At 73.1% G+C, this 12,083-nt stretch carries 12 protein-coding genes; 5 read left to right on the forward strand and 7 right to left on the reverse strand.

What is annotated here, in order from left to right; all coding sequences use genetic code 11:
• Positions 1-13: 13 nt before the first annotated feature.
• Positions 14-964, reverse strand: coding sequence for a hypothetical protein (locus tag ACJOT3_RS00360; protein ID WP_406967474.1), 951 nt, complete (start codon positions 962-964; stop codon positions 14-16).
• A gap of 99 nt (positions 965-1,063) precedes the next feature.
• On the opposite strand from ACJOT3_RS00360, the gene ACJOT3_RS00365 reads away from it, so the two are divergent.
• Positions 1,064-1,723 carry a MerR family transcriptional regulator gene (locus ACJOT3_RS00365; protein ID WP_406967476.1) on the forward strand — a complete coding sequence of 220 codons (660 nt, stop codon included), beginning with the start codon at positions 1,064-1,066 and terminating at the stop codon, positions 1,721-1,723.
• Positions 1,724-1,736: 13 nt separating this feature from the next.
• On the opposite strand, the gene ACJOT3_RS00370 is transcribed toward ACJOT3_RS00365, so the two are convergent.
• Positions 1,737-2,585, reverse strand: a complete 849-nt coding sequence (locus ACJOT3_RS00370; protein WP_406967478.1) for a TIGR02452 family protein — start codon at positions 2,583-2,585, stop codon at positions 1,737-1,739.
• 151 nt (positions 2,586-2,736) lie between these two features.
• Between ACJOT3_RS00370 and ACJOT3_RS00375 the strand changes: the two genes are divergently transcribed.
• On the forward strand, positions 2,737-3,300 hold the full coding sequence (locus ACJOT3_RS00375) for an RNA 2'-phosphotransferase (protein ID WP_406967480.1): 564 nt from the start codon (positions 2,737-2,739) through the stop codon (positions 3,298-3,300).
• A 36-nt stretch (positions 3,301-3,336) separates the two neighbouring features.
• On the opposite strand, the gene ACJOT3_RS00380 is transcribed toward ACJOT3_RS00375, so the two are convergent.
• The 3 genes from ACJOT3_RS00380 to ACJOT3_RS00390 form a co-directional block, all read right to left on the reverse strand.
• The gene (locus ACJOT3_RS00380; protein WP_406967482.1) at positions 3,337-4,167 is read right to left on the reverse strand and encodes a class I SAM-dependent methyltransferase; all 831 of its coding nucleotides are present in this window, start codon (positions 4,165-4,167) and stop codon (positions 3,337-3,339) included.
• Positions 4,168-4,256: 89 nt separating this feature from the next.
• Positions 4,257-5,138, reverse strand: coding sequence for an SURF1 family cytochrome oxidase biogenesis protein (locus ACJOT3_RS00385; RefSeq protein WP_406967484.1), 882 nt, complete (start codon positions 5,136-5,138; stop codon positions 4,257-4,259).
• A 127-nt stretch (positions 5,139-5,265) separates the two neighbouring features.
• Positions 5,266-6,324, reverse strand: coding sequence for a chaplin family protein (locus tag ACJOT3_RS00390; RefSeq protein ID WP_406967486.1), 1,059 nt, complete (start codon positions 6,322-6,324; stop codon positions 5,266-5,268).
• An 873-nt stretch (positions 6,325-7,197) separates the two neighbouring features.
• Between ACJOT3_RS00390 and ACJOT3_RS00395 the strand changes: the two genes are divergently transcribed.
• Entirely contained in the window at positions 7,198-8,322 is a 1,125-nt protein-coding gene (locus ACJOT3_RS00395; protein WP_406967488.1) for a CapA family protein, read from the forward strand.
• A 64-nt stretch (positions 8,323-8,386) separates the two neighbouring features.
• On the opposite strand, the gene add is transcribed toward ACJOT3_RS00395, so the two are convergent.
• Complete coding sequence (gene add / locus ACJOT3_RS00400) at positions 8,387-9,442, reverse strand: adenosine deaminase (protein WP_406967490.1); 1,056 nt, start codon at positions 9,440-9,442, stop codon at positions 8,387-8,389.
• Between the two features lie 94 nt (positions 9,443-9,536).
• Between add and ACJOT3_RS00405 the strand changes: the two genes are divergently transcribed.
• Both ACJOT3_RS00405 and ACJOT3_RS00410 read left to right on the forward strand, forming a co-directional pair.
• Positions 9,537-10,154 (forward strand): hypothetical protein, encoded by a 618-nt coding sequence (locus ACJOT3_RS00405; RefSeq protein WP_406967492.1) that lies wholly within the window; start codon positions 9,537-9,539, stop codon positions 10,152-10,154.
• Between the two features lie 47 nt (positions 10,155-10,201).
• A complete protein-coding gene (locus tag ACJOT3_RS00410) occupies positions 10,202-10,858 on the forward strand; it encodes a hypothetical protein (protein WP_406967494.1) in 657 nt (218 codons plus the stop codon).
• A 141-nt stretch (positions 10,859-10,999) separates the two neighbouring features.
• Here the strand turns inward: ACJOT3_RS00410 and ACJOT3_RS00415 are convergent.
• On the reverse strand, positions 11,000-12,083 hold a 1,084-nt coding region (locus ACJOT3_RS00415), incomplete at its 5' end, for an aldehyde dehydrogenase family protein (protein ID WP_406967496.1).

The raw sequence follows: 12,083 nt of genomic DNA on the forward strand, positions 1-12,083 counted from the left end.
CGGTCACCCGGGATCATACGCGCTGGCGGGTGCGGCGCAGGGCCCACCAGGTGCCCGCGGCGGTGGCGGCGGCCAGCGCGGCGGCGGCGCCCAGGGTGAGGGCGTCCGGGGCGACGACGGACTGGCCGCGCAGGGCCTGCCAGGTGAGCAGGGCGAGCAGCCCCGCGTAGGAGCCGGAGGCGACCAGGACCAGCCGGGTGCGCACGGCGTCGTCGGCCAGGCGCGGGTGGCGGCCGGCGAGGGCGATCAGCGCGAACGCGAACAGGATGATCACCTGGAGGCCGTGCAGGCCCACGAAGTGGGCGACGCGCAGGTCGCCGGCGACCGTGCTCCAGCCGACCAGCGGCAGGCCCGGGCCGCCGTCGGGCATCCCGACGGTGTGCGCGCCGATCACGTCCTCCGGGCCGCCCTGCTGGAGGGTGACCATCTGTTCGGCGGTGGGCGAGGTCATGAAGAACGCGACGGCCATGCCAGCGAGGGCGATCGCGAGGGAGGCGCGGATGGCGACGGTGACGGACCGCTCGCCCAGGCGCTGGACCAGCAGGATCACGCCGATGGCGAAGGTGGCGACCCAGACCGTGACGATCATGAACGCCATCAGCGAGTAGACGGCGCCGTCGAACGCGGTGGAGTAGTTGAAGTGGCTGGCCCGCCCGCGCACCGCCTGGAGGGTGATGGCGACCAGCTCGCCGGCGACCATCGCGGCGATGACCGTCCCCAGCCACCAGCCGGTGCGGCGCCACCTGGTGAGCAGGGACAGCAGCCAGGCGAAGGTCAGGTTGTAGATCGCGATGGAGATCGCGAACTTGGTGGGCTTGAGCCAGGCGGGGTCGCCGACGATGGTCCTGCCGTCGAGGAAGATACCGGGGACGGACACCAGCAGCACGGCCGCGCACAGGAGCGCGGTCAGGGTGAGCGGTCGGTGCAGGTCGATGACGGCGCGCAGGGTGGTCGGGGGGTTCATGGGATACTCCTTATAGATACTTCAACTATCCAGAGTAGATATCAACACTATCCACTATCCATGTGAGTCGCGCAAGAGCCGCCAGGAGAAGATGTCCGCATGCGCATCGCCGAACTCAGCGAACGGTCCGGGGTCCCCATCCCGACCATCAAGTACTACCTGCGGGAGGGCCTGCTCCCCCGCGGTGAGGCCACCGGCCGCAACCAGGCCCGCTACGGCAACGAACACCTGAGCCGACTGCGCCTGATCCGCGCGCTCACCACCGTCGGCGGCCTGTCCGTGGCCACCGTCCGCGAGGTCCTCGCCGAGGTCGGCGAACCCGGCGTCGGCCTGCACTCCAAACTCGGCCTCGTGATGCGCCGCCTCCCCCTCGTCGGCACCGACATCGAGCCGCGGGAGGAGGACCACGAGCGGGCCCGCGCGTTCGTCACCCGGCTCGGCTGGTTCTTCTACCCCGACCACCCCGCCATGGACGCCCTGGCGGTCGTCCTGGCCGGGCACCGCGAGGCCGGCCACCCGGTCACCGACGCGGACCTGGACCGCTACGCCGCCTCGGCGGAGCAGATCGCCCGTGTCGACCTGGACCGCATCAGCGGCCTGCCCGAGGCCGAGGACGTGATGGAGGGGGCCGTCGTCAAGACGGTGCTCGGCGACACCCTGCTCGCGGTCCTGCGCCGCCTGGCCCAGGTCGACGAGTCGGCCGAGCGCAACCTGGGCGAGGACGAGCGCCGGAAGGCCCGGGCGGCGCGAGAGCGCTGAACCGGCCCCGGCCTCAGGCTCCCTCCGGCCCCGGGAAGCGGTCGTCGAACGCCTCGCGCACCCCGCCGTCGCGGTCCAGGACCGCGAACACCACCCGCTCGAACACCCCGGCGTAGTCCCCGTGCAGGTGCTCGGCGAAGGCCGCCGCGACCTCCGGCGGCCGGTTGCCGAACACACCGCACCCCCAGGCGCCCAGCACCAGCACGCCCACCCCGTGGTGGGCGGCCACGGCCAGCACGCCCCGGGCCCGCGCGGCCAGCACCCCGGGTACCCCCGCGGCGCTCTCGACCCCGTTCCGTTCGATCATCCGCCGGTTGGGCGCGGCGCAGGTGAGGAACCCGACCGCCGGCGGCTCGGCCAGCCGGTCGCCCCGGTCGTCGCACAGCACCGGCACCCGCGGCGACCAGATCACCCGGTCGCTGTACAGCAGCGACCGCTCGGCCCGGTGGTGCTCGTAGAATTCCGGGCACCGGGTCAGCGACGCGTACAGCGCGGTGGACCGGGCCAGGCTCTCCTCCTGGGCGCGCGCACCGTTGGCCACCCCGCCGCCCGGGTTGCGCGCCGAGGCGAAGTTGAGCGCCGCCACCCCGTCGGCCGCCGCACCCTCCGTGCCCGACCCGCCCTCCCCGGCCAGGCGCAGCAGCGCGGCCAGGGTGCTCTCCCCGGTCACCTCGAACCGGGTGTCGTGGCGCGCCCCCGGAACGGGCAGCGCGGCGATGTCCTCCGGCAGGTGGTGGCGGGTCCCCTCCCGCATCGCCGACAGGTCGGCCGACAGGTCCACCTCCCGGCCGCCGACGCTGTACCGCTCCGCCTCGAACGCCTTCCTCGTCTCCGCCCAGATGCCCCGCAACCGCTGTGACACAGGCCTTTCCCCTTCCTTTTCTTCCTCTTGCAGTGAGCAGGGCAGGCTAGTGCGCGCCGGGCCGCCCGGTCCACCCGATAAACCCCTGGACCGGCGCGCCCCCGCACAGCAGGATGCGTTCATGAGCATGGAACGGCAGAGACAGAAGGGGATGGACCCCAAGCGACTGGTGCGCGCCTCCAAGTACATCGCGCGCGTGCTGCGCCACGACCCCGACCGGGCCGGGGTGCGGCTGGACCCGCAGGGGTGGACCTCCGTGGACGCCCTGCTCACGGGGCTGGGCCGGGCGAACGTCCGGCTCTCCCGGGCGGAGCTCGACGAGGTGGTGGCGGGCAACGACAAGCAGCGGTTCGAGTTCAGCGCCGACCGCACCCGCATCCGCGCCCGCCAGGGCCACTCGGTGTCCGTGGACCTGGGCCTGGCCCCGGCCGTTCCGCCGGAGGTCCTCTACCACGGGACGGTCGGGCGCTTCCTGCCCGCGATCACCGTCGAGGGCCTGCGCCCGATGAACCGGCACGACGTGCACCTGTCCCCGGACGCCGGGACCGCGACCCGGGTGGGCGCGCGGCGCGGCAGGCCGGTGGTGCTCACCGTCGCCGCCGGGCGCATGCACCGGGACGGCCACGGGTTCCGGGTGACGGGCAACGGGGTGTGGCTGGTCGCGGCGGTGCCGCCGGAGTACCTGGCCGGAACCCCGGAAACCGACCCGGCCTAGGACTTCCCGGCCCGGCCTAGGACTTCCCGGCCCGGCTCAGGGCTTGTCCGCGCTGAAGATCGCGGTCCCCGGGATCATCCGCCCGCGCACCGGCCCCCAGCCGCCCCACACCCGGTCGTGCCCCTGCGGCCACTCGGGTTCCACCAGGTCTCCGAGCACCAGCCCGGCCCGGGCGATGCCCCGCACCCAGTCGCCGGCCGTGTGGTGGTGCTCCACGTAGATCGCGTTCCCGTGGTCGTCCTCCTCCACGTAGGCGCGGCGGTCGAAGTACGACTGGCGGATCGTGAACCCGTGCTCGGTGGGGTCGTCGGGGAAGCTCCACCGGATCGGGTGGGTCACCGAGAACACCAGCCGCCCGCCGGGCCGCAGCACCCGGGCCGCCTCCGCGAGGGCGTCGTCGGCCGAGGGCACGAAGGGGAACGCCCCGAACGAGGAGAACACGGTGTCGAACGCGGCGTCTGCGAACGGCAGCCGCTGGGCGTCGGCCTGCACCACGGGCAGGCGCAGCCCGAGCTGCTCGTCGATGCGCCGGGAGTGCTGGAGCTGGCGGAACGACAGGTCGAAGGACACGACCTCGCGGACCCCCTGGGCGCGCAGCCACCGGCCGCACTGCCCGGCACCTCCGCCGACCTCCAGAACGCGGTGTCCGCGCAGGTCGTCGGGGTCGCCCAGGAGCCCGGCCGCGGCCTCGGTCAGGCCTTCGGGGCACCACACGAAGTCGGCGTCACCGAGGAACCCGCCGTGGTCGGCCTGGTAGGCGTCGGCGGCCCCGTCCCACCAGTGGCGCCCGGCGCGGGCGCTCTCGTCGGCGTCGACGGGGCGGCGGTCCACACGTCCGGGCACCGGGTAGTCGTCGTGTTCCTGCACGTGTCCCCTGTCGTCGGTGAGCGCTTGTCAGTGAGCCCTGATCGGTGAGCACCGGTCGGTGAGCGCTGGTCGGTGACCGCCGACCGGCGTCAGCCGACATCCTCTCGCGGACGCTCCCCGGCGGCGGCCGCGACGGGCGCGTCGTCGGCGTCATCGGCGTCGCCCGGGCCGTCCACACCGTCCCGGCCGCCCGCCGTGCCGGTGTCCCCGGCCGCCCCCGCGGCCTCCGCCTCGCGGGCCTCGCTCAGCTCCCGGCGGACCAGGAAGACCCACCCGCCGATGGCGACGACCGTGAACACCCACCACTGGACGGCGTACGACAGGCTCATCCCGGAGTCCAGCTCGCGGACCTCCAGGCGCTCCGGAGCCGGGTCGGGCACCGGGTCCTGCCCGGTCAGGTCGATGTACCCGCCGTAGACCGGGTAGGGCAGCCCCTCGGCGATCATCGGGACGTCCGCCACGAGCAGCTGCCCCTCGGGCAGGTCGTCGCGGTTGCGCAGCCCGGTGTTCTGCTCCGTCTCGGAGAAGTGCAGGCGCCCGACCACCTCGACGGTGCCGGCGGGGACGGGCGGGGCGTCGGGGGTGTCCAGGGCGGTCTCACCGCGCGGGATCCAGCCCCGGTTGACCAGCAGGGCCGGGCCCTCCTCGGTGACCAGCGGGGTCAGCACGTGGAAGCCGACGCCGCCGGAGCCGTCGCGGTTGCGCAGCAGGATCTCGTGTTCGGCGTCCCAGGTGCCGGAGGCCGTGACGGAACGCCAGCGGTCGCCGGGGTCCACGTCGCCGCCGACCTCGGTCAGCTCGGCGACCGACACGGGGTCGGCGGCCAGGTTGCCCTGCTGGAGTTCGACGGAGGCGCTGCGCTGTTCCCAGCGGTCCAGCTGCCAAAAGCCCAGCCAGATGAAGCTGGGCACGATGACCAGGACCAGCGCGTGGAACGCCAGCATGCGTTGGGAGAACAGGACTCTGCGCACGTCTTCGAGGGTATGAGACGGTTCCGGGCGCCCCGCACCGACCCACGCGCAGCGTCCGCATCGTTGACACCGGGCGGGCCCGGCCGGACGTCGCCGTCCGCCGGGCCCGTTCCGCCACCCCTCGCCGCTACTCCGCGTCGGCGGGAACCGCGGCCTTGCGCTTGCGGGCGAAGTACAGTCCCGCGCCGCCGGCGCCGAGGGCGGCCAGGCCGGCCGCGACCAGGCCGGTCAGGGCGCCACCGGTGAGGGGAAGCTCACCGCCCGCCTGCTGGGGCGGGGCGGGCTTGTCGTCGCCCTGGGGCTTCTCCTCGTGCTTCTCCTCCTCGCGGGGCTTCTCGGGCTGGGGCTTCTCCGGGGTCTCCTCGCCCGGCTCCTCGGGCGTGGGCTCCTCGGGGGTCTCCTCGCCCGGCTCCTCGGGCTTGCCGGGCTTCCCGGGCTTGCCGGGCTTGCCCGGCTTCTCGGAGATGACCTCCATGCAGGAGGCCTCGGCCAGGCCGAGCACGCCCACCGCGTTGCCGCAGATGTCGACGGCGGCGTCCACCGGGACGACGACCTGGTTGCCCGAGCCGACACCGCCGGAGCCGTCGGTGGAGACGTCGGGGGAGCCCTCGTTCTCGGGGGCGGCCTGGATGATGTTGATGATGGTGGTGCACTTGGAGCTGGCGCCGCCCAGGATCGCCACCGAGTTGCCGCAGATGTTGATGGCGGCGTCGACCGGGACGACGATCTGGTTGCCGGAGGCCACGCCGCCGGAGCCGCTGGTGGAGTAGGTGCCGTTCCCGGACTCCTCCTCCAGGACCTCGACGACCTCGATGCACTCGGCCTTGGAGATCCCGCCGACGGCGACGGCGTTGCCGCAGGCGTTCACGGCCGCGTCGACCGGGATGATGATCTGGTTGCCGGAGAGCACGCCGCCGGAGCCGTCGGTGGTGGTGTCGCCGCCACCGCCGCTGGCCTGGTAGAGGACCTCGGAGACCTGGGTGCACTTGGCCGCGGAGATGCCCAGGACGGCGAGCGAGTTGCCGCACAGCCCGGCCTCGATGTCGACGGGGACGACGACCTGGTTGCCGGAGGCCACACCCCCGGAGCCGCTGGTGGTGGTGTCCGCGAAGGCCGCGGTGGCCGGGACGAAGGCGAGCCCGGCGGCGACGGCGGTGGCGAAGGAGTAACGGAGTGTGTTGCGCATCTGGTGCGGCCTTTCGACGCAGGGAAACCTGGGGGTGCAGCACGCCGGTCGTGGCGTGGGGCCGTGGGGGTGGAACCGGTCCGCGGGGTCCGCGGGGCGCCCGGGTGGCGCACGGTTCCGCCGGTCGGCGGTGCGGGCCCGTCACCGACACGAAAGCGGTGGAACGGCGGGGTGGCCCGCGGTGATGTCGCGGTTGCGTTCTTCTCGAACCGGCGACGGACCGAAACGTTAGCAAGCCCGGGAAGAAGCACAAGCACTTTCCGGGAATGTTTATCTCTGTTATCAACACTCTGAGTAACAAGATTATAACTACATGAAATCGATGCAGATCAGAGTGCTTCTAGCGTGAACACAGAGAGAAACCACGAACACCCTCAGTGATTTTATGGCCGAAAAAAGTTCCCGGTGAACCCGCCGCGCCAACCTGCTAAGCAACTTCGTTGATTAGTTCCCGGTGCGCCTCAACCCGTGCGCGGTGAATTCAAATCAATGGGACCGACATCCCTTTTGCGAGAAAAGCCGGAAAAAAGAGATCTCGACCGGACCCGCCCCCCACCCGCCCGGTCACACCTTGACGACAACCCCACGAGCCCCATCAGGCAAAACCCGCCCCAAGCGATGCAAAGCAGAGCAAAACATCTGGTCACGAACACGTACCCTGAACCCGAAGGGTCGCCCCCCGCTCCCGGGCCCGACGATGTCGAACCCAGCAGATAAACACGCTTGGCAATATTCTGAACACGATCAGTAGTCGTCGGTGACGAGCGGGTCAGGGTCCCCGGATTCGCGCGCACCGGCCAACCGGAGACGTACGCCGCGCGTCCTGAACCTCAGGACACGCCCCCCGTTTCCCCCGCCGCTTCTGGAGCATGCATGCAACCCGCACCCATCCGTCCCCGCGCGCGCAAGGCCCTGCCCATCGGTGCCGCGACGCTCGCCCTCCTGCTCGTCGCCGCCTGCGGCTCGGCCGACGACGATCCGGAACAGCTCCAAGGGGCGGCCGGCGGCGAATCCTCTGCCCCGCCCAGCGCCAGCCCCGAGCCCGAGGTCGCCACCGACCCCTTCACCATCGCCTTCGGCGGCGACGTGATGTTCGAAGGCATGCTCCGCCCCCGCCTGGAGGACCCATCCACCGCGATGGGGCCCATCGCCGAACACCTCTCCGCGGCCGACCTGGCCATGATCAACCTGGAGACCGCCATCACCGAGGGCGGCACCCCCGCCCCCGGCAAGCAGTTCCTCTTCCGTGCGCCCACCAGCGCCCTGGACGCCCTGTCCGAGGCCGGCGTGGACGTGGCCACCATCGCCAACAACCACGGCATGGACTACGGGGTCGACGGCCTGGCCGACACCCTCGCCAACGGCGCGGCCTCCGACGTCGCCCTGGTCGGCGCCGGCAACGACATCAACGAGGCGTACACGCCGCACGTGGCCGAGGTCAACGGGCAGACCGTCGCCATGTTCGGCGCCAGCGACGTGCTCGACGACCACCTCATGGCCGAGTGGACCGCGGGCGAGGGCAAGCCCGGCATGGCCACCACCAAGGGCGAGATGAAGCAGCACATGCTCGACGCCGTCGCCGAGGCCGCCGGGCAGTACGACAACGTCGTGGTGTTCCTGCACTGGGGCCTGGAGGGCTCGCACTGCCCGCTGCCGCACGCCCCCACCCTGGCCCAGGAGCTGGTGGACGCCGGCGCGACCGCGGTCGTCGGCGGGCACGCGCACGTGCTGTCCCCGGGCGGGTTCCTCGGTGACTCCTACGTGCACTACGGGCTGAGCAACTTCGTGTTCTACAACTTCAACGGCCCGACCGCCGAGACCGGGGTGCTCACCCTCACCTTCGACCAGGGCTCGGTCACCCAGGCCGACTGGCTGCCCGCCCAGATCCAGGGCGGCGTGCCCGTCCCCTACGAGGGCGCCGCCGCCGAGGGCGCCGCCCAGACCTGGATCGACATGCGCAACGAGTGCGGTCTGCCGCTGACCGACTCCCCCGCCTGATCCACGGACGTTCCGGGCGTCCACGTCGGTCGACGTGGGCGCCCGGACCCGTGTCCGGGGCGGGTCAGACCACGGCGGAGGCCGGGACCCCGTGCCGGGCGGCGACCTCTGCGATCTCCGCCAGCAGCGCGTGCCGGTGGGCCGCGCCCAGGTAGGAGGCTCGGACGCCGTTGGCGGCCAGCCGCGCCAGGTCGGCGGAGGTCAGGCCGAGCCGGTGGGCGGTGCGGTACTCGCCGGTCAGGTCGGTGCCGAACATGGTGGGGTCGTCGGTGTTGAGCGTGACCAGCAGCCCGGCGTCGAGCATCGCGGGCAGCGGGTGGTCACCGATGCGTTCCACCGCCCGCGTGCACACGTTGGACGTGGGACTGACGTCGATCGGGACCTGCTCGTCGACCAGGCGCGCCACCAGGTCGCCGTCGAGCATGGAGTCGATGCCGTGCCCGATGCGCTCGGCCCCGAGCAGGTCAAGGGCCTCGACCACCCGCTCGGGGCCGCCGTGCTCCCCCGCGTGCGGCAGGCTGGCCAGCCCGGCCGCGCGGGCCCGGGCGAACACGTCGGCGTAGGGGACCAGGGTGCTGCCGGTGCCGCCCACCCCGAACCCGACCGTGCTGGGCGGCGCGTCGGCCAGCACCGCGTCGAGGGTCCGCTCGGCACTCTCCAGTCCGAAGTCGGTGGGGAAGTCGGGGATCCAGCGCAGCCGGATACCGTGCTTGAGCTCGGCCTCCCGGCGGGCGGCCTCCACCCCGTCGAACACCACCTTGGCGGGCACACCGCGCATGAGGTGGGTGTACAGGCTGATGTGGAGCTCGGCGTAGCGGACGTTCTGCGCGGCCAGCCGCTCGGCGACCGCCGAGGTGAGCAGGGCGAAGTCGGCCTCCTCGCGCAGGGCCTCCACGGAGGCCAGGTACACGTCGAGGAAGTGCGGGAAGTCGGTGAACGCGTACCAGGCCTCCAGCGCGTCGAAGGTGTCGGGGACGGACGCCACCTCGTGGCGGCGGGCCAGCTCGAAGAGGGTCTCGGCGGGCATGGAGCCTTCGAGGTGGACGTGGAGTTCGACCTTGGGCAGGTCGCGGATCAGCGCCTCGACGGCGTCGGGGACAGGGCTCGGGTGGCTGCTCATGGCGGGAGACTACGGTGGCCGACTCCGGTCTCCAAGGGCTTCCGGCGAACCTCACACCTACCCGTCAGGTGGGGCGCCCGATACCGTGTGGGGTATGGTCCCCCCGCCATCCGCCCTCCGCGTCAGCGCCGCCCGCCGTGAACTCCGCATGCGCGCCCGCCCGGGTCTGCGCACCCTGGTGGTCGTGCTGATGTCCGCTCCGCTGGCGGGGTGCGCCGTCCTGCTCGTCCCCCTCGTCTCCTCGGTCTTCGGACGGGTCCCGGCCACGGTGCTGGGCGTGGCCGTCTGTGTGATGCTCGCGCTGCTGCTGCGGCTGGACCTGATCCTGCGCCGCACCCAGGCGAGCCACCCCCTGCCCGCCGACGCCGACCCGGTACGGCTGGCGGTCGCCACACACCAGGTGGTCGTCGAGGGGAGACCCACCGGCGACCCCGGCACCGACCGTCTGGGGCGGGCGATGGCGGAATCGATCCGGGCCACCTACACCTCCGGGTTCTTCCGGTTCGCCTTCGTGGTGGTGGTCGTGCTGCTCGGGGGGATGTGGGCCTTCTCCCCGCTGCTGCTGTGGGACCTGCCGACGGGCGAGGCGATCACGTACGCGGCACCACAGGTGTTCCTGTCGGCGCTGGCGGGCTTCACAGGGTCGGTGGTCCTCCGGCAGGGGCGCCGGGCGCGCGCGTTCATCGCCGCCTATGACCGGGGGGCGGCATGATCCCGCCGCGGCCCGCGGTACTGCCGCAAGCGCCGAAGCCAGGAGTGGTGCGGGCCGCCGCAATGAAGGTCCGGCAGCAGAACGACCCGCTCGGGCACGCCCTCACGAGCGCGCTGGTGATCGGCGTCCTCTTCGCCGTGCTGCTGACCGTCCTCGGGTTCTTCCTGGTCTCCGACGGGATGGTGGCCTACCCGGTGCTGTACGTGGTCCTGTCCCTGGCGGGGTGCGCGCTGCTCGGCGCCGCCGTGTACCGGCTCGCCCTGCGGGACGGCCTGCGGCTGGTCGCGGAGGGCGCGCTGCCGCCCGCGGCGGACCCGTACCACGTGGTCATGGCCGAGGACCTGGTGGACCGGGGCGCGCTCGGCTGGCACCCGTGGGTGAACCGGCACGGGTACGTCCTCGCCGGGCAGCGGCTGCGGGAGTTCGGGGTCCGGTACCCGGGCCGGACGATCACCCTGCGCTGGACCGGCGCCCTGGCCGTTCTGGCGCTCATCGCCCTGTCGCTGGTCTGGGACGACGCCGCGCTGCCGCCGGCGAACCTCATCCTGGGCTCCCTCGGCGGCGCCGGGTTCGCCCTGGGCGCGCTCACCCACCGGTCGATCGCCCGGAAGCGGCGTGAGTCCGCCGAGGCCTTCCGGGAGGAGTACGAGGCCTGGGGCGCCAGCGGCGACCCCGCGTTCCCCGGCTTCCCCGATCGGGGCTGAGGCCCGGGGCGCCACGGCGACCCGGGCACCGGTCAGGCCCGGCCGGGCACCTCATCTGCCGAGGCGGACACCGGCAACGGCTCCGACCGGCTCATCCGCCAAGGTGGCCGGGGCGGGCACGGGCCCGCCCCGGCCGACCGGCTAGACCGCCGGGGGCGCGCCGTTGAGGCGGCGCGGGACGCCCAGCGGGTTGGCGTCGCGCAGGGCCTCCGGAAGCAGCCCGTCCGGCACCGACTGGTAGGTCACCGGGCGCAGGAAGCGGCGGATCGCGGTGCTGCCCACCGACGTGTGCAGCGGCGCGGTCGTCGCCGGGTACGGACCGCCGTGGGTCATGGCGTGGGTGACCGCCACCCCCGTCGGCCAGCCGTTCCAGACGACCCGGCCCGCCACGGACGCGCCCAGGGCCAGCAGCGCGGGCGCGATCGCGTCGTCCTCCTCGCCGTGCACGGTCACGGTGAGCTGCCCCTGGAGGACGCCCGCGGCCTCCAGCAGCCGCCGCTCGTCGGCGTAGGTCACCACCAGGGTGGCCGGGCCGAAGCACTCCTCCAGCAGTGTCTCGGAGTGCTCCAGCAGCGCGTCCAGGTCGGTGCGCAGCAGCGACGGCGACCAGCCGCCGTCACCGTCCGCCGCCCCCTGGACCAGGACCTCGGTGGCCGGGTGCCCGGCCAGGGAGTCGAGCCCGCGGGCGAACCCGTCGGCGACCCGCTCGTTGAGCAGCGGCGCCGCGCCCCGTCCCGCGAAGTCGGTGACGAGCGTGTCCAGCTTGGTGTCCTCGGGGACGAAGACCACGCCGGGCTTGGTGCAGAACTGCCCCGAGCCCAGGTTCGCGGACTCGGCGTATCCCGAGAGGACCTCCTCGCCGCGGGCGGCGGCCGCGGCCCGGGTGACGAACACCGGGTTCACGCTGCCCAGCTCCCCGTAGAACGGGATGGGGTCCGGGCGCGACACCGCCAGGTCGAACAGCGCCCGCCCGCCCGGGATGGAGCCGGTGAACCCGACCGCCCGGGTCAGCGGGTGCAGGACGGCGAGCCGCCCCGCCTCGACGCCCTCGACCAGGGCGAACGACCCTTCGGGGGCGCCCGCGGCGGCCAGCGCCGCCACGACGGCCTCGGTGGTGCGCCGGGCCAGGCGCGGGTGGCCGGGGTGGGCCTTGACGACCACCGGGCAGCCGGCGGCCAGCGCCGAGGCGCTGTCCCCGCCCGCGGTGGAGAACGCGAACGGGACG

The organism is Nocardiopsis protaetiae, from assembly GCF_045446735.1.
Lineage (GTDB): Bacteria > Actinomycetota > Actinomycetes > Streptosporangiales > Streptosporangiaceae > Nocardiopsis > Nocardiopsis protaetiae.